General features: G+C 49.3%; 6 protein-coding genes and 2 pseudogenes. 2 read left to right on the top strand and 6 right to left on the bottom strand.

The window, feature by feature from the left end; translation table 11 throughout:
• Nucleotides 1-47: 47 nt before the first annotated feature.
• On the top strand, nucleotides 48-986 hold the full coding sequence (locus NYE53_RS02045; RefSeq protein WP_015382749.1) for a DMT family transporter: 939 nt from the start codon (nucleotides 48-50) through the stop codon (nucleotides 984-986).
• A 53-nt stretch (nucleotides 987-1,039) separates the two neighbouring features.
• Nucleotides 1,040-1,597 (top strand): YcxB family protein, encoded by a 558-nt coding sequence (locus NYE53_RS02040; protein WP_133953699.1) that lies wholly within the window; start codon nucleotides 1,040-1,042, stop codon nucleotides 1,595-1,597.
• A 14-nt stretch (nucleotides 1,598-1,611) separates the two neighbouring features.
• On the opposite strand, the gene NYE53_RS02035 is transcribed toward NYE53_RS02040, so the two are convergent.
• The 6 genes and pseudogenes from NYE53_RS02035 to srfAB (NYE53_RS02010) all read right to left on the bottom strand — a co-directional run.
• Nucleotides 1,612-2,838: an MFS transporter gene (locus tag NYE53_RS02035; RefSeq protein ID WP_336155015.1), complete on the bottom strand. Its 1,227-nt coding sequence runs from the start codon at nucleotides 2,836-2,838 to the stop codon at nucleotides 1,612-1,614.
• Between the two features lie 99 nt (nucleotides 2,839-2,937).
• Entirely contained in the window at nucleotides 2,938-3,666 is a 729-nt protein-coding gene (gene srfAD / locus NYE53_RS02030) for a surfactin biosynthesis thioesterase SrfAD (RefSeq protein WP_327829633.1), read from the bottom strand.
• A gap of 28 nt (nucleotides 3,667-3,694) precedes the next feature.
• The gene (srfAC, locus tag NYE53_RS02025; RefSeq protein ID WP_339246972.1) at nucleotides 3,695-7,522 is read right to left on the bottom strand and encodes a surfactin non-ribosomal peptide synthetase SrfAC; all 3,828 of its coding nucleotides are present in this window, start codon (nucleotides 7,520-7,522) and stop codon (nucleotides 3,695-3,697) included.
• Between the two features lie 36 nt (nucleotides 7,523-7,558).
• Nucleotides 7,559-15,088, bottom strand: a pseudogene (gene srfAB / locus NYE53_RS02020) (surfactin non-ribosomal peptide synthetase SrfAB); the annotation flags it as partial.
• Entirely contained in the window at nucleotides 15,034-15,174 is a 141-nt protein-coding gene (comS, locus tag NYE53_RS02015) for a competence protein ComS (protein WP_010886404.1), read from the bottom strand. The pseudogene srfAB (NYE53_RS02020) and the gene comS, both read right to left, overlap by 55 nt.
• Nucleotides 15,175-15,217: 43 nt before the next feature.
• A pseudogene (srfAB, locus tag NYE53_RS02010) lies at nucleotides 15,218-18,310 on the bottom strand (surfactin non-ribosomal peptide synthetase SrfAB); the annotation flags it as partial.

The raw sequence follows: 18,310 nt of genomic DNA, 5'->3' as shown, positions 1-18,310 counted from the left end.
AAGGGAGCGACCGGCGCTGCAATTCAGGTAAAGGAGCACTTCCCATTATGGTTAAACATCAGCAAGCCCCCGCTTATATGGCGGCTATTTTATATTCGTTCATTATCGGTTTATCCTTTCTATTCGTAAAAATCGCACTGCAAACAGCAGAGCCGTTTGATATTTTGGCGCATCGGTTCACCATTGCGTTTGCTGCGGCCACTATACCGATCTTATTCGGCTGGGTAAAGCTATCAATCCGCGTAAAGGACGTCATTGCCATTTTGCCGCTCGCCCTGCTGTATCCCGCGTTATTTTTCAGCTTTCAGGCATTCGGCCTTGTGTACTCGTCCTCCTCTGAAGCGGGAATTATTCAGGCAGCCATTCCGATTTTCACGATGGTCTTTGCCGCTTATGTTTTAAAGGAACGCCCAACGTGGACGCAAAAGGGATTCACGGTTTTATCCGTTGCCGGCGTCATGTTTATTTTTGTGATGAAAGGCGTTGACGTGGAATCAGCCAGCTTAAAAGGGTCTTTGCTGATCCTATTGTCCGCTTTGTCTTCAGCGATGTACAATACTGCTGCCAGAAAAATGACGCAGCGGTTCAAGCTGACCGAGCTCACCTACATCATGTCGGCCATCGGCTTTGTCGTCTTCAACGCCATCGCCCTTGTGCGTCACGGAGCGGCGGGAACAGTCGGCACTTATTTTCTGCCGTTCCGGGAGCCCGGCTTCGTTCTCGCCATTGTGTATTTGGGCGTGCTGTCTTCACTTGTCACTTCATTTCTGTCTAACTATACGCTGTCGCGAATTGAGGCGTTTAAAATGAGCGCTTTTAATCATGTATCTACCATTGTGACGATGATTGCAGGAGTTGTGATTCTCAACGAAAGCCTGGCCTGGTATCATCTTGCCGGGGCTGTTTGTATTATGATTGGCGTGGTGGGGAGCAATATCAATCTGGAGAAAAAAACAAAGCGCCCTGGTATGCCTGCAAAAAAATGAGAAATTATGCTAGACTGAAAGGAAAAACATGGTTAGAGGTGTAGGTTTACCGTATGATTCAATATGCTAGTGAAAGTATCAATCTTCCAGGAGAAATCGCTTTTAAGGATGTAAGAGAAATCTTTTTTTATCAACTCGCAAAATTATCATGTTTTTACTTTCTGTTGTTTTGCGCCATATTTGCTGCAGTTAACTTCATTAACGGATGGCCCCGTATCGTTTATGGCAGTGACGCGCTTAACTTGTTTATGAACAGTATGTTGATTATCGTGATGTCCGTTCTGTTTACACTGCTGCTCCTCCTTCTTCTATATGTGAAGTTTTCAAGAGCATACAAGAAGAACGAACGGATGAAATCTAAAAGAACATATACTCTGAACCAAGAAGGAATTCGTATATGTTCTAAAAAATATGACCTCATTTTCAATTGGGATGAAATCACAGCTGTTTTCGAATATAAAAATATCTTCAGGGTCAATACATCAAGCAGCCAATATATTGCAATACCAAAACATTTTTTTCATTCCGAAGTGGAGATGAACAGATTCAAGGAGATTATCCTTAAAAATACCGAAACAAAAAAACTCAAATTTAAAAAGGATCAGCATTGACAGTGCTGATCCTTTTATATTGATTGGTGGGTTTCTTTTGCCTTTTGTTTATCTAAAAACGGCACCAGCTCTATTACAGCCGATAAACCCACAAACACGATGCACACAGCGACAATCAGCAAATAACCATGAGTCATGTCAAAAAACAAACCGCCCGCATACACGCTGAGAGCTCCGGCAACCTGATGGATAAAGAAATTGATGCCTAACAGCGAGCCGATCAATCCTGAATGATAGCTTTCAGAAATAGATGCCGCGGTCAGCGGGATCACGCCTGTGTAACTGAGTCCAAATAACAGGATAAAGCCAAAATACCAAAGTTCGCTGTGATGAATTCCGAGAATGGGAATGAGCAGGCAAATGAGGCTGAGCAGCCGAATGAAAAATAAGATGGATAGCATGACGCTTCTGCTGCCGAGGAGATCGGACAGCCAGCCCGCCAATAATCCACCAATGATGATAAATGCTCCGAACGCGGCCATCATTCCGTTGACATGAGAGACATGCGCATCCTTCAGTATCGGGACGAGGTGAGCATCAATAATTCCCATCGTAAATCCGCAAGTAAACACGCCGAAGTACAGGATATGAATGAGGCGGGATTGCTTCATTACGTTCCAAAATCCCCGCCAATCATAAGATTTTTTCACAGACTCCGCTTGCGCATGTGGCGGGTGCTTCATCCCAAAGACGAGGAGCGGCAGCAGAACAGCCGCCATGACGATTCCCAAAATCGTATAGGTGCTCTGCCAGCCGGCATGATACGGAGCCGCAGCCCAAATGGGCGAGAGAAGCAGCAGGCCCGCAGAGTTGGCATTGGTCAAAATAGCAAGCGCCAGACCTTTGTGTGTGTCAAACCAACGGCTGATGAAATACTGGGTCGTCACGCCGACCGCGCAGGAATAGCCGATTCCGCCAAGCACACCGTAAATGGCGGAAAACACATGAACATTCGGTGAATAAGGAAGCACCAAAAAGCTTGCGCTGATGCAGACAGCTCCAAGCGCCATAATTTTTCTGACACTGAAACGGTCGATGAAAAAACCGACAAAAAACTGGACGATGCCGGTTGTGATCATAAAAATGCTGACAGAAACCGAGATCAGCGACCTGTCGGCATGGAAGGCATCCGCCATTGGCAGCATAAAAAATTGAAAGGAATTTCTGAATGAGTTCATTCCGATGGCGAAAACAAACGTAAACAGCAATACAAACCATTTCATCCTGGGAGACGTGCGCATGTTTCGACCTGCCTTTATTTGAGTATTTCGACTATTATACCATGCAAAAATTGGCATTCAACACAAAAAAGCGGAACAGCCGAAGCTGTCCGCTTTTGATCATGGTTGAATGATCGGATGCTGATTCAAGATCGCAAAAATCCGTTCTGCGACTTCTTCCGTTTGTGACAGCAGGAACATGTGCCCGCCGTCAAATTGATGGAATGTGATGTCTTTTGCCCACTTCTTCCAGCCCTCCGCATCTCGTATGCATTTTTTATCATCAAGCCCGTTAAAGACATGAACAGGCGACTGGATCGGAGTCAGATCGTGAAGCTCAAATTGTTCAAGAGCCCGGTAATCTGATCGGAAAGAAGGCAGGAAAAAGGACATGACCTCCTTATTTTCAACAAGCTCTGCGGGCATTCCGCCTAATTGGATAATATGATCGAGAAACTGATCATCAGGCAGGTGGGACACTTTCTTCCGCTGAGTATGAGGCGGCTGGATTGCAGAAATGATAACCGCCTGCGGAAAGACGCCTTCACGCTCAAGCTTTTGCGCCAGCCTGAAGGTGATCATTCCGCCCATACTGTGTCCGAACAGCACAAACGGCCGATCAGGGCGAAGGTTCAGTTCTTGCTTGTACAAATCCGTCAGCTCTTCGAGATCCTCAATGGCTGACGTTTGATTCGTGCCGTGTCCCGGCGGCTCGGCAGCGAGCATCTCGCACTCTCCCTGCAAAAAAGCATGGAGAGGGCGAAACGACGCTGAGTAGCCGCCGGCAAACGGAAAACAGATGAGCTGCGTTTTTTCCGACGCATCAAATGATTTGAAGAGTTGGCTCATTGGCTGTCTCCTCCTTTCATCACTTCATTTATGAAACCGTTACGGTTTGTGTATTAAGAAATTCGAGCAAAATCCCCGCATTCCTATCTAGCGTTTCGCCCTGCAGCATTTCTGCGTGTGTTCCGAAGCCTCTTTTCATACGGTAAGCACCTGTTGTAGCTTCTTCCCATGATGCAAGCCATTCCGGCATGTCAAAATCAGCGCCGGAAGTCAACAGATCAATATCTGCTTTCACCTGGCCTGTGCTGATCAGGTTGACGTAGTATGAGTAAAAGGCATGTGTTTTTTGCTTGAGGCCATGTTTGACGGCTTCGCTGTTGAGCGCTTCATTGTCCCGATTGACATTCATCAACGCTTCGACATCACTTTCAACCGTGCGTCCGTCCAGATCACTGACACCTTGTTTTTTATAGGAATCCACCATGATGATCCGCTGAACAATACGGCCTTGTTCCTCAAGCTTTTTGGCAGCTTCAAACGCCAGGCTGCATCCCGCTGAATATCCAAACAATGTTAAAGGCCCTTCCGGCTGCAGCTTCTGGATCAAATCCGCATAGCGGTCAAGCCGGTCTTCCTCCTCAATAAAATCAAAGGCGTACAGCTTGTATGACGGCAAGCGGCTGGACAGATTTTGGTACATAAGGCCATAGCCCAAGACCGGCGGGAATGCGAAAATGATCTGCTCCTGATCCTGATTCATTATCGTTACATCCTGCAAGCCATCAGAGCCCCCGTTTTTCAAATACGCTGAAATGCCGGCGATCGTCGGCGCTTCAAACAAAAGCTTTACTGGAAGATCAATCCCGAGCTCTTTCTTGATGCGGGACGCGGCGGTCATGGCCTTCAAGGAATGCCCTCCGAGCGCAAAGAAATCGTCATGAATGCCAATTTGCTTTCTGCCGAGAACCTCAGACCATATTTGTGCGATTGTTTCTTCCATCTCGTTCCGCGGTCCAATCCATTCTTCCGCCAGCTGATCCTGATCAGGTTTTGGGAGCAGCCGTTTATTGACTTTCCCGTTCGTCGTTAAAGGAAGCTCATCCAAGAAGGTAAAGGTTTGCGGCACCATGTAAGCAGGAAGCTGTTTTTTCAGGTGCGCCTTCACGTCTTCAGCTGAAAGCTGCGTCCGGTTCACAAGGTAGGCATTGATTGATGCATCGCCAGACTCATGGCGGTCCGCCACAACGACCGCATCTTTCACACCTGGGTATTCCTGCAGCTGCTTTTCGATTTCTTCAAGCTCAATCCGGTGTCCGCGTATTTTGACCTGGTCGTCAATACGGCCGGCGTATTCAATCGTTCCATCCGGCAGCCAGCGCGCTAAATCCCCTGTGCGGTAAAGCGTTTCTCCCGGCTTGAACGGGTTCTTGATAAACTTTTCCTTCGTGAGGTCAGCACGATTTACATATCCTTTTGACACGCCCATTCCGCTGATGCACAGTTCACCGATCGCCCCGAATGGCTGGAGCTGGCTTTGCTCGTTCAGAATATAAACACTGGCATTGCTGATCGGCTTTCCAATCGGCAATGAGGAGATGGAATCCGGCAGATCATGCACGACGTGAGCAGTCGCAAACACTGTTCCCTCAGTCGGCCCGTAGCAGTTAATCAGCTTGCCCGGCCCCATGATCCGCAGCGCTTTTCTAACATGAGGCACTGACGCGCGCTCTCCTCCGAATAATATACAGCGAAGCCCCTTCATCCAATCCTCTCCCGCATCTGTGAGAAGATTAAATAGTGCGGTTGTCGCAAACATGACATTGACATTCTCTTGCAGGATCAGATCTGTGAGCCGTTCTGTATCAAGCAGCGTATGTTCATCTGCGATAATGAGCCGTGCCGCATTCAATATTGAAGCGTAGAAATCAAAGGTAAATGCGTCAAAGGCGTAATTGGAAACAGATAAGAATGTATCTTTCTCAGAGAATGCCATGTAGTCTACATGCTTGACCAATCCTTGAATATTGGCATGAGTGGTGATATTGCCCTTTGGCTTTCCGGTTGTGCCAGACGTGTACATGATATATGCCGGATCATTAGGATCAATCGCGGTTGCAGGATCGCTTGCCTGTTCTTCAAACCGTGTTTGATCATCAATGAAGAGCGTTGTGCCTGTATACGGCAGCTCAGCCGCTTGTTCTTTCATCTCCTGATGCGTCAGAAGACAGGCTGCCGCACTGTCAGCCAGCATATACGAGATTCGGTCCTCTGGCAGCTTCGGATCAACCGGCAGATAGGCTGCTCCCGCCTTTAATACACCGAGAATGCCGATCACCAGTTCAAGTGAGCGCTTCGTGTACAGCGCTACAACAGAGCCTTTGCCCGCACCGTGTTTTTGCAGCCGGCGTGCAAGGCGGTTCGTTTCCTCTTCTAATTCGCGATAAGACAGGGTCTGGCCGGAATACGTAAGCGCCGGCGCATCCGGATTGACGTTCACTGCTTCCTTGAACCAATCCGTCAGAGGCTTTGTTTCATGAGCTTGAGCCGGCGGATTTAAGCCGGTTAGCAAAAATTCTCTCTCCCTGTCGTCAACGAGGTTGATCGTGCTGACAGGCTGATCCGGATTCTGGATGAGCTGCTGAATTGCTGTGAGAAGCTGAGATTTCAAGCGCAAGATAAACGCCTCATCAAACACATTCTCGTTATAAGCAAGCTTAATCAGCATCTCATCTCCCGGGGAAGCCATCAGGTTGAGATCATAATTCGACTTCTCAAAAACATGAACATCCACCATATCAAAGCCGTTTTCACTGCTTTCTTCATTTTTCGCATCCTGAAGCGGATAGTTCTCAAAAACAATGATGTGGTCAATCAGTTTCGGCTGATCGGCCTGGCTTTGGATGTCATAAAGCGGCACATATTGATGCGGCTCAGACTGCAGCGATTGCTCCTGCAGCTGCTTGAGCAAGCCGTTAAATGTGATACCCTCAGACAGCTTCACACGTCTCGGGACAACGTTGATAAACAGCCCGACCATATGTTCAACGCCTTTGATTTCCGCGGGACGCCCTGAAACAACTGTACCGAAGGCCAAATCGCCAGACTGCTGATAGCGGCTGATCAATACGCTCCAGACTGCCTGCAGCGCCGTACTTAAAGTGGTATGCTGCGATTTTGCAAGCTCGGTAAAGGCCTTTGTTTCCGCCTCCGGCAGTGAAAAGAGCAGCTCTTTCGGCTCATAGCCGTCCTTTTGTTTCTTTCTTTGCTCCGCAAACGTCGTTTGTCCTTCAAAGTCCTCTAAATACTCGCGCCAGTAACGCAGTGATGCTTGTTTATCCTGCTTTTCAAGCCACTTGATGTAGTCTTTATACGGTTTGACGGGGGGCAGGCTGTACGGCTTTTGTTCGCGCAGAGCATTGTATACCTTAAATAGATCCTGTACGACGATGCCGAAGCACCATCCGTCCAAAATAATGTGGTGGTAGCTCCACACCCATTCAAAGCTTTCTTCAGCTTTCTTGAAAATGGCTGCCCGCATCGGAATATCCCGCGTCAAATCAAAACCCCTGATCTTATCCTGTTCTTTGTACTCATTGATTTTGGCTGTTTGCTCGCTGCCCGTTAAGTGTGTCAGATCGATTTCTTCTATATGGAACTGCCGTTTTTTCAATACGACTTGGACAGGTCTTTTTACTTTTTCGTGAATGAACACGGTACGAAATACATCGTACCGGTCCATGATCACATTCATGCTTTCTTCAAGACATTTGATATTCAAGCTGCCTTTTACTTTCATCGTGATTTGTTCAAGGTAAAAGCTTTGGCCGGGATTCAGGATGGCATGAAAAAGCATCCCTTCCTGCATCGGCGATAGGTAATACATATCTTGAACCTGATCCTTGCTAAATTGACTCATATGTTTCGCTCCCGCCTTCTGTAATTCCCTTGCGTTTTATTTTAGATTCTCCTCAAGCATGTCAAAGATATCTCCCATCTCGTCCATTTCAAGGTCTTCGGCGCTAAAGTCGCTTGGTGTGAATTCCTTGTCTTCTTTTTCCGTGCAATGGCGGATTAACATCAGGAGGTTTTCTTTAAACCGTTCCATTCGCTCTTCAATCGTGGCTCTTTCAAACTCCTTTTCATTGTAGGAGCAGGAAAGCACAAACCGGCCGTTTCTGATCATGCCGCTGAAGCTTAAAGCGTACAGCGCCTCTGATTCTCCGCTTACTTGGCGCCCCATATCGAAAGCGGACGGTTCAAAGAAATCGGTTTTGACTTCACTGTCGAATTGGCCCAAATAGTTGAAGCTGATCTCCGGTGTGAAGCCCTTTGTTTTCGCTGTTTCTGTGAAATAACGAAGAATGCCGTAGCCAACACCTTTGTCCGGAATGCGGCGCAGGTTTTCTTTGACTGTTTTGATCACAGCTGAGGCATCTGCTTCAGACATGTCGAGCACAACAGGGTATTGTGCCGTAAACCAGCCGACCGTTCTGGAGATATTCACATTCGGGATAATGTCCTCCCGGCCGTGTCCCTCAAGATTAATGCCGATTTTGGCACCCTTTGTCCATTCTTTCATTGTCAAACCGAGCGCGCTGAGAAGAATATCGTTGATTTCAGTTCCATATGGCTGATGAACATCTGTTAAAAGATGCTTCGTGTCTTCTTCCGTTAATTCACATAGGACGGATGATGTATCCTTGACGATCCGCTGCTCTGTTTTACAATCCTTCGGTAAAGGAGAAACCTGTTCAGCGGCAATTTGCGACCAGTATTCAGCCTGCTGTAAAAGATGCGCTGATTGGCTGAATGCCGCCAGTTCTTCCGCCCAGTCCTTGAAGGAGTTTGTTTTTTGCGGGAAGACAAGGCTCTCTTCTTTCTCAGCCTGCATGTAGCCTGAGGCAAAATCTTCAAGCAAAATCCGCCATGACACACCGTCGACCACGAGATGGTGTACAGCAATGAGCAGGTGATCTCCAGCTTCTGTGCGATATTGCTCCGCCTTTAGAAGCGGCCCGTTTTGCAGATCGAGACTGCCTTGCAGCTTGTTCGCGAGAATCTTAATCTGGCTTCTCAGCATCTCTTCATCGGAGCCGTACAGGTCCACGATTTCAAAGCTGACTTTGCTTTCGCTGATTGGTTTATATGCTTGCAGGATCTCTCCGTTCTCTTCACGGTAAACCATACGGAGCGCGTCATGATGCTCGATCAGCGCCTGCAATGTTTTCTCCACCCGTTCAGGATCAAAGCCCTTCGCGGCGTGAAGCATCACCGATTGGTTCCAGTGGTGCTTGTTCGTGAAGTTCTTTTCAAAGAACCAGCGCTGGATCGGCGTCAGGATGACTTCGCCCTCCACCGGGCCTTGGTCTGCCTGTTTGCCTTCGGCACGCTCTACATATTGGGTAAGCTCCTCGATCGTCGGATGCTGGAAGAGATCTTTCATTTCCAGCTTCCAGCCGTGCTGGTTCAAGCGGCTCGCCATTTGAATTCCTTTGATGGAATCTCCGCCAAGCGAGAAGAAATTGTCGGTGACACCGACTTCAGACATTCCAAGCACGTCCTGCCAGATGCCGGCAAGCAGCTCTTCCATGTCGGTCGTCGGCGCTTTGTATTCTCCGCTTCCCGCTTCGATGTCCGGCTCAGGCAAGGCTTTGCGGTCCACTTTGCCGTTTGCCGTAACCGGAAGCTCGTTCAGCGTCACCCAGAACGCCGGGATCATGTAATCCGGCAGGGTTTCCTTCAGTGCTGATTTCAGCGCTTCTATATCAGCTGTTTCCGGGGTGACATACGCCGCGATCGCTGTATTGCCGCCTTTATCTTTGACAGCTGTTACCGCCGCATCCTGCACCTCAGAAAGCTGGGCGAGCTGGACTTCAATTTCTGAGAGCTCGATCCGGTAGCCGCGGACCTTGACCTGCTGGTCGATCCGGCCGATGTATTCGATGCCGCCGCCCGTCCACTTCACCAAATCGCCGGTGCGGTACATGCGCTCACCCGGCACAAACGGATCAGCGACAAACCGCTTCGCGGTTTCGTCTTCTCGATTCAGATAGCCGCGTGCCAGTCCGCGCCCCGCCACGCAAAGCTCTCCGGCTACGCCTTCCGGCTGCACCTGATTGCCCTCGCCGAGAATGTATACTCTCGTATTGGCAATGGCCCGTCCGATGGAAAGCGAGCCTTCCTCCGGATGGATTTCTGCGCTTGTGGCAACGACCGTATTTTCTGTCGGCCCGTAGTTGTTGACGAGTGTGTACGGCTTTTTCACTGCGCGCTTCAGCTTGTCTCCTCCGGTCAAGAGGACGCGAAGTGATGTGTTCTCAAGCTCCATGAACTGTTCCGCAAGCTGTGTCGGCAGGAACGTGATCGTTATGCCGTTCGTTTCAAAATAATCGTTCAGGCGGACGATATCGAGGCGGATCGCTTCATCAATGACGTGAAGCTCAGCACCGATCGTCCAGGTCGGGAACATCTCCCAAATGGAAGCGTCAAATCCAAAGCCCGCGTACTTCGCACTGCGGTCCTCCGCTGTCATGCTGAACGCGTCGTGGTGCCAGAAGCACAGGTTCACAAGCGCATGGTGCTCGACCATGACACCCTTCGGCTGTCCGGTCGTTCCAGACGTGTAAATCATGTACGCCAAGTTCTCCGCGGTTACAGCGGTTTCTGGATTTCCCTCGTCGTTTTCATCAAGCGGCAGGCTTAGAATCGTGCGGCTTCCGTCGAGAAGAATGACATCTCCCGTAAAGCTGTCCGGCACTGAAATCCCCTCTTGCTTCAAGAGAAGCTTCGCGCCGCTGTCCTGTAAAATATACTCAATCCGCTGATCCGGGTAGTCAGGATCAATCGGCACAAATGCCGCTCCCGCCTTTAAGACGCCGAGCACAGCGGCGGACATTTCAAGCGACGGCTTCGTAAGGACGCCGACGCGCTCATCCGGGCTGATGCCACAGTCGATCAGAATCCGCGCAAGACGGTTTGCCTTCGCATTCAGCTCGCCGTACTTCCAAGACCGGCCGTTGTATGTGACAGCCGGACGGTCTTTGTGGCGCTGAGCCGTTTCTTCGAATAGCTGATGAACCGTTTTGTCTGTCGGCACAGGCAGCGCTTTGCCCTTCCATGCCTCAAGAAGTGCTTGTTTTTCTGTCTCGGTGACCAGTGACAGGCTGGAAAGCGGCTGGTTCGGGTTATCCGCAACAGCCTTTAGTAGCCGCAGAACGTATTCGCTCCATTTTTCAGCTGTTTCTTTTGCGAACAGATCTGTCGCATATTCGAGCTGCAAGCCAATGCCATTTTCATCAGTAAATCCGCCCAGTGTCAGATCAAACTTAGAAGTTCCCTGATGAGCCTCACAAGGTGAAATGCTCAGATTTTGCAATGTAAGCTGTTCTTTATCAGGGTTTTCTGTCGTCACCATCACATTAAACAATGGGTTTCGGCTCATATCCCGAGGGAGATCAAGCTGATTAACCAGATCTTCAAACGGATACTCCTGATGCTCAAGCGCTGACAGGTTCGTCTGCTTTGCTTGCTCCAAAAGCTCCGCAAATGTTTGCTGTTCTTTCACTTCCATTCTCAGGGCAAGTGTATTGACGAACATTCCGGGCATGTCCTGAACATCAGCATTCGTCCGGCCGGCAGTAACGGAGCCGATGACGATATCCCGCTGTCCGGAAATTTTGCTTAAAAAGACGTGGAAAACAGCATGGAGCACCATGTGCAAGGTCGTTCCGGTTTCCGCAAGCAGTTTTTCTACCGCCTTTGCCGTCTCACTTCCCGTACGGAAACGGATCGTATCTCCTTTAAAGCTTTGCACAGGCGGACGGGCGTAATCGAGCGGGAGATCAAGCTCTGGCAGCTCGCCTGAAAGAACTGACATCCAGTACGCCTCATGCTCCTTCATCCGTTCTTTTTGCTCAGCTTCATTTTGCCAAACGGCGAAATCTTTATAATGAAGCGCCGGCTGCGGAAGCTGCTCTCCTTTGTAAAGCAGCGCCAATTCTTTTACAAAAATGCCTCTTGAGACGCCGTCTGCGATGATATGATGCATATCTAAAAGCAGCAAATGTTTTTTCGCTTCTATTCGAAGCAAAGCTGCGCGAATGAGCGGTGCGTCGTTTAAGTCGAATGGCCGGATAAATTCCTTAATCTTTTGGTCCGCTTCGTCTTCTTTGGCTTCAAACACATGAAGATCAACCTCCGCCTTCTCAATGATGCGCTGAACAGGCTCACCATTAGCTTCCATAAATGACGTCCGCAATGATTCGTGACGGTTCACAAGCTGATTGAGTGAGTCGCGCAGGCGCGAAATATCAAGCTCTCCTTCCATTAGAAGAACAGATGGCATGTTGTAGCTTATCGTCTGGCGGTCAAGCTGATTGAGCACGTACATCCGTTTCTGTGCGGATGACAATGGATACATAGCCTGCTTGTCAGCCGGTTTGAGGACTTGATGGCCGCCTGAAACGGCAGACGCCTCCATATAAGCCGCCAGCTGGCGAACAGTCGGCTGCTCGAACAGTGCTTTAAGCGGTACGCTTTTCTCCAATTCCGCCTGAATGTTGGCAATCAGCATCATCCCTTTTAATGAATGGCCGCCTAAATCGAAAAAATTGTCGTCAATGCCGATAGCTTCTATGCCAAGCGTTTTCTGCCAAATGCGGCATAAGCTTTCTTCAAGCGCTGTCTCCGGTGCAGCCAAGGCCTTTCCTCCGGATTGTGCCGCGTTCGGCTTCGGCAAAGCGTTTCTGTCGGTTTTTCCGTTTGCCGTCAGCGGAATCGCGTCAACCTGCACAAAGAAAGCAGGAATCATATGAGACGGCAGTGTTAGGGAAAGCTGCTTCCGGAGTTCTGCTTTTTCAATAGCTTGTTCCGACGTATAATACGCGCAAAGCTCTTGAAGACCGCCCTCGGAAACCGCTAGTACAACCGCTTCTTGAATTCCGCTGAGGCTGAGCATGACCGTTTCAATTTCTTTCGGCTCAATGCGGTAGCCGCGGATTTTCACCTGATCATCAGCCCGGCCGATAAATGCAAGCGTACCGTCAGAAAGTCTCCGTACGACATCTCCGGTTTTGTACATGAGGCTTCCCGGCGAATATGGATTCTCTACAAATCTCTCGGCTGTCAGCTGAGGCCTGTTGAGATACCCTCTCGCAAGCCCCTGTCCCGTGATATAGAGCTGTCCGCTCGCTCCCGGCGGCACAAGCTTCAATGCTTCATTTAAGACAAGCGTGCCGGCATTCGCAATCGGCCGTCCGATTGTCGGGCGTTTCGCAAATGCATCCGGCTCAGACAGGTCAACCCGCCCGGCGATGGCGCCGATCGTTGCTTCTGTCGGGCCGTAGTGATTGATAAATTCGGTATGTCCATACATCTTACGGAAGGCGAGAACATCAGTCGGGATGATTTTTTCTCCTCCCAAGACGATCAAGCGCAAGGATTCAAAGTTCGCATCTTTTGCAAAACTGGCGGTGTTCACTATTGTATGGAACAGAGACGGTGTCAGCTTGATATATGTGATCCCATGCTCCTTGATATAGTGCGCTATTTCATCCGGCGCCGTATAGGTTTCCTTCTGGACGATATGGAGCTCGCCCCCGCCCAGAAGTACAGGGAACATGCTCGTATAGCCAAGGTCAAATGCGTAAGATGAAAGCAATACAGTCTTATCATTTTCCGTCAGGCTCGCCTCTTCACTAAACCAAGAGACATAGTTTGTCAGATTGCGATGCTCAATCTGCACGCCCTTTGGCTTTCCGGTCGTACCGGACGTATAAATGACGTATGCAAGATTGCGAGACCCGGAAATGGATGATGGGCGCTCCTTGCTTTCATTTCTCCATTTACCGTCATCAAGGCTGACGATTGTCCCTTCATATTGCCCAATAGCCGTCATGTTTCTTTCATTCACGACCGCAAATTTTGCTCCGCTGTCCTCTAATGAATAACGGATTCGTTCTTCAGGTGTATCAGGATCAATCGGAAGGAAAGCTGCCCCCGCCTTCATGACACCGAGAATCGATACCATGACTTCAGCTGACCGGTCCATAACAATCGCGACAATATCTTCATTTCCTGCCCCTTGGGCACGTAGATGATGCGCTAGCTGGTTCGCCTGTTCATCAAGCTCGCGATAGGTCAGCAGATTTCCGCCAGCCTTCACCGCAGGATGGTCAGGTGTTTGCTGGGCCTGTTTTTCAAATAGAGCTGCAAAGGTTGCCTCGGTAATTTGAGTCATATGTCTTTCTTCTAGCAAAGCAGCCGTTTCTGCAGATGAAAGCAGATCTACATCAGACAGCCGAACGTTCGGATTAGCCGCGGCCGCTTTGATGATATTGACAAAGTGGCGGCTCCAGCGGCGGATCGTCTCGTCCTTAAACAAGGCAGTCGCATAGTCAAAGCTTAGGCCGATATCCTCTTCACGCTCGACCGCCTCCAAGGAAAGATCAAATTTCGCAACATGATGAAGCATGGAATACGAGGAAATCTTCAAATCTCCTAATCTTAATGAAGGAATCTCCATATTCTGCATGTTGAACATCACGCTAAACAGCGGACTTCTGCTTGTATCCCTTGTAAGCGGAAGCTTTTCAATCAGCTCCTCAAGCGGATAGCTCTGGTGCTCGAATGCTTGAAGGCTGGCTGTTTTGACCTCTTCAAGGAATTGCGCGAAGGTTTTATCTCCCGCTGGTGCCGTTCTGAGTGCCACCGTGTTGACAAACATACCCGGCACACCTTGCAGATCAGGATGTGTTCTGCCAGCTGTCGGCGAGCCGACAATGATATCATCCTGTGACGCGTACTTGGAAAGGAGTACATTGAACGCCGCCAGCAAAAACATGTACATTGTCGTATCTGTTTCTGCCATGAGTGATTTGATTTGCGCCGTGATTTGCTTATCAAGCCCAAACATCACGCGCTCTCCCGCAAAGCTCCGTTCAGCAGGCCGCTCGAAATCCGCGGGAAGATCCAGTATTGGCAGTTCGCCTTTAAAGACATCGAGCCAGTATTCCTCATCTTTTTGATAATCAGCGTGTTCTTTGTGCCAAACTGCGTAATCTTTATAGTGAATTTGTGGCAGCTCCAGATCTGCGCCTTGATATATTTTGGCAAGATCACCGATTAGAATGCCTGTTGAACTGCCGTCAGTAATAATATGATGCATATCAATGAGCAACAGGTGGCGTTTTTCTTCCAGCTGGACAAGCTTCGAACGGACGAGCGGCGCGCGGTTTAATTCAAACGGCTGAACGAATGCTTTGATGATCTCTTCCGCGTCTTCTTCCCGTCCCTTGGCAGCCTCCAGCTGGAACGATATGTTTTTATGAACGGTTTGCACAACCTCTCCGTCGATCATGTCAAACGATGTACGGAGGATTTCGTGCCGGTTGATTAATTGCTGAATCGCGTTTTCAAGCCGGTCTTTATCTACTTCTCCCTCCAGCAGAAGTACAGCGGGGACGTTGTAGCTTGTGTTTGCTTGTCCAAGCTGATTGAGGATATACATTCTCCGCTGGGCCGGGGATACAGGATAATGCTGCTGATAAGGTGCTTGCCTGATCGGTTCAAACGTCTGCTCCTCCTTGCTTTCGTTCTCTTCCAAATACAGTGCCAGTTCTTGAATAGTCGGCTTTTCAAAAAGCACTTTTATCGGAACTTCCTTATGAAAATGCTCTTGAATTTTCGCCGTCATCATCATCGCTTTCAAAGAATGACCGCCGATCATAAAGAAGTTATCGGTAACGCCTGCTCTGACGCCGAGTATTCCTTCCCAGATCTCCGCTAATTTCTTTTCACTCTCTGTTTCTGGTGCTGCGTATTCTGGCTGCACGGCTTCTGATTGCGGTGCAGGCAGTTCTTTTTTGTTGATTTTCCCGTTTGGCGTGAGCGGCAGACTGTCCATTTGAATCAGGTGGGCAGGGACCATATAGTCAGGCAAAGACTGAGACAGTGTTTTTCTCAGCTCGCTCACAGCCACTTCACGGTCCGCCGTAAAGTACGCGCAAATTTCATTTTCATCCGCTTTGTTCTTGCGGATGATCACCGCAGCCTCTGTCACATGCTCAGCCATGTTCAGTTTTGTTTCAATTTCGCCAAGCTCAATTCGGAAGCCGCGCACCTTCACTTGATTGTCGATTCTTCCTAAAAATTCGATATTGCCGTCCGGCAGCCATCTTGCCAAGTCACCAGTGCGATAAATTCTCTCACCCGGTCTGAACGGATCTTCGAGAAATTGCTTCTCTGTCAGCTCAGGGAGATTGACATACCCACGCGCTACACCGATTCCGCCTACGCAAAGCTCACCAGGCGCGCCGATTGGCTGCAGGCATTGCTGCTCATCCAGGATGTAGGCAGTGGAATTACCGATCGGCTTCCCGATTGGGATAGAGCCGCCATACTCGCGGTCGATCAGAAAACTGGTTGAAAACGTCGTGTTTTCTGTCGGGCCGTATCCGTTCCACAATGAAAGCGACGGCGATGCCTGTTTTACTTTGCTGACAATATGCGGGACAAGGGCATCTCCGCCGATGATTAAATGGCGCAGTGTGCCGAACATACCCGCATCCTTTGCAGCAAGCTGGTTGAATAAAGGTGATGTCAGCCACATCGTCGAGATTCTTTGCTCACGCAGAAATGCAGCAAATTGTTTCGCATCAAGCAGCGTCTCTTTTTTGACCGGATAAAGCGCTGCGCCATTCAGCAGTGCGCCGAATACCTCAAACGTTCCGGCATCAAAGCTGACAGCTCCCGTTTGCGCCATGCGGTCCTCTTCAGTAACAGGAACGTACCCGGCATTTTTGACGAGGCGCAGAATGCTTTTATGTTCGATCATGACGCCTTTCGGTTTGCCCGTTGAACCGGATGTGTACATGATGTACGCCAAATCAGACGGGGCGGATGGCAGGTTGAGATTGTCAGCCGCTTCGCTCTCTTCAAAGCCTATGTCCAGTGTAAGAACCGGCACCTGCAGCTGATGTGCCTGCCCTGTATAAGAATTTCCGGTCAAAACCATTCGAACGGAGCTGTCCTCTGCCATGAAACGAAGACGATCCCCAGGAAGCGCTGGATCAAGCGGCACATATGCGGCGCCTGCTTTTAACACAGCCAGGATGCCGACAACGGTTTCTACTGAGCGATCGTTCATAATCGCTGCTGTTTCCCCTTTTTGAAGCCCTTGTTCGACAAGCTTTCTCGCCAGACGGTTAGCCGCTGCATTCAGCTCGCGGTACGTCAGCTCGGTTCCTTCATATACGACGGCAGTGCTCGCCGGCGTCCGTTTTGCTTGCTCTTCAAACACCTGATGAATAGCCATTCCTTCAGGGAGTTCGGCTTTCGTGCTGTTAAACACCTCGACAATTTGACGCTGCTCTTCGTCTCCCACAAGCCCGTACTCACGCACAAAAGCGGCCGGCTGATCGACAGCTGCTTCCATCATGCGGGTAAGGTGCTCCGCTGTCCGTTCGATAAAAGCGGAATCAAAGGCGGCTCCGTTATATTTAATTTTGACGGTCCACGTTTTGCCTGGATACACAATCAGGTTGAAATCGAAGCTCGTTTGTTCAAATGCGCTTTCTACCTTAATCGAAAACCCGAGGCGGTCTTCCATGCTGCCGTTTTCAAGCTCTTGATCAAGCGGATAATTTTCAAACGCGACAAGATGGTTCAAGAGATTGCCATCAAGGGCTGAGCGTTTTTGAATCTCATAGAGCGGCACGTAATCGTAACGCTCCGCCTCTACTGCATGCTGCTGAACAGCTGAGAAAATATCAGCGAAAGCAGCATCTTGATCTACTTTTACCCGCACTGGAATGGTGTTGATAAACAGCCCCGCCATCGTTTCAATCCCGTTGATTTCAGACGGCCGTCCCGATACAACCGTGCCGAAGACAACGTCCTTCGTAAAGTTGTATTTGCTGAGAACAATGCCCCAAACGGCCTGAAATAGGTTAGGCCCTGTCACTTGATGAAGGTTTGCGGTTTTCTGAATGCGGGCAACCAGTGTTTCGTCCCATGTAAAGGAATATTCTTTATTGACGTATTCGTCTTTTTTTACAGGCAGGCGGCCCGGGAGCACGCTGGGCTGTTCAAAACCCGCCAAGCGCTCGCTCCAGTAGCTCTCCGCTTCTTCATTGTCCTGTTTTCCAAGCCATTTAATGTAGTCAGAGTAAGGCTTGCCCTGACCGTTTGCAGGTGTCCTTCCTGCTCTGAGCGCTTCATAGTTTTGGAACAGGCTTTTCATGAGGACGCCCATGCTCCAGCCGTCCATCATAATATGATGATTGCTCCAGACAAGATACAGCTGATCTGCATCAAGGCGGAAAACCGCTACCTTGAACAATATGTCTTTTGCCAGGTTAAAGCCTTGGCGCTGAACGTCTTGTTTGTAACGCTCAATGTGCTCCTTCTGGCGGTTCTCGTCTGCATGACTGATATCCTCATAATGCACCTTTGTTTTGCGTTCCGCTAACACGACCTGACGCGGTTTTTGCAGCTGCTGATGCACAAATACCGTACGGAGAATATCGTATGACCGAATCAGTTCATTGACGCTTTTCTCAAAGATTTCAAGATCAAAAGCGCCGTGAATCCCAAGCTCTAATTGTGTGAAGTACGAGGAAGAATGCGGATCAAGCATCGCATGATACAGCATTCCCTCCTGCATTGGTGTCAGTGCGTACACCTTTTGAATCGATTTTTTGCTCAT

It is taken from the genome of Bacillus sp. FSL R5-0523 (assembly GCF_037975295.1).
Lineage (GTDB): Bacteria > Bacillota > Bacilli > Bacillales > Bacillaceae > Bacillus > Bacillus subtilis.
The sequence above is the reverse complement of the archived record's forward strand: the minus strand, read 5'-3'. Positions and strand labels throughout refer to the sequence as shown.

What these genes read in the sequence shown, in the direction of transcription:
- NYE53_RS02045 (WP_015382749.1), top strand. Translation starts at nt 48, where the DNA reads ATGGTTAAACATCAGCAAGCCCCCGCTTATATGGCGGCTATTTTATAT.
- NYE53_RS02040 (WP_133953699.1), top strand. Translation starts at nt 1,040, where the DNA reads ATGATTCAATATGCTAGTGAAAGTATCAATCTTCCAGGAGAAATCGCT.
- NYE53_RS02035 (WP_336155015.1), bottom strand. Translation starts at nt 2,838, where the DNA reads ATGCGCACGTCTCCCAGGATGAAATGGTTTGTATTGCTGTTTACGTTT.
- srfAD (WP_327829633.1), bottom strand. Translation starts at nt 3,666, where the DNA reads ATGAGCCAACTCTTCAAATCATTTGATGCGTCGGAAAAAACGCAGCTC.
- srfAC (WP_339246972.1), bottom strand. Translation starts at nt 7,522, where the DNA reads ATGAGTCAATTTAGCAAGGATCAGGTTCAAGATATGTATTACCTATCG.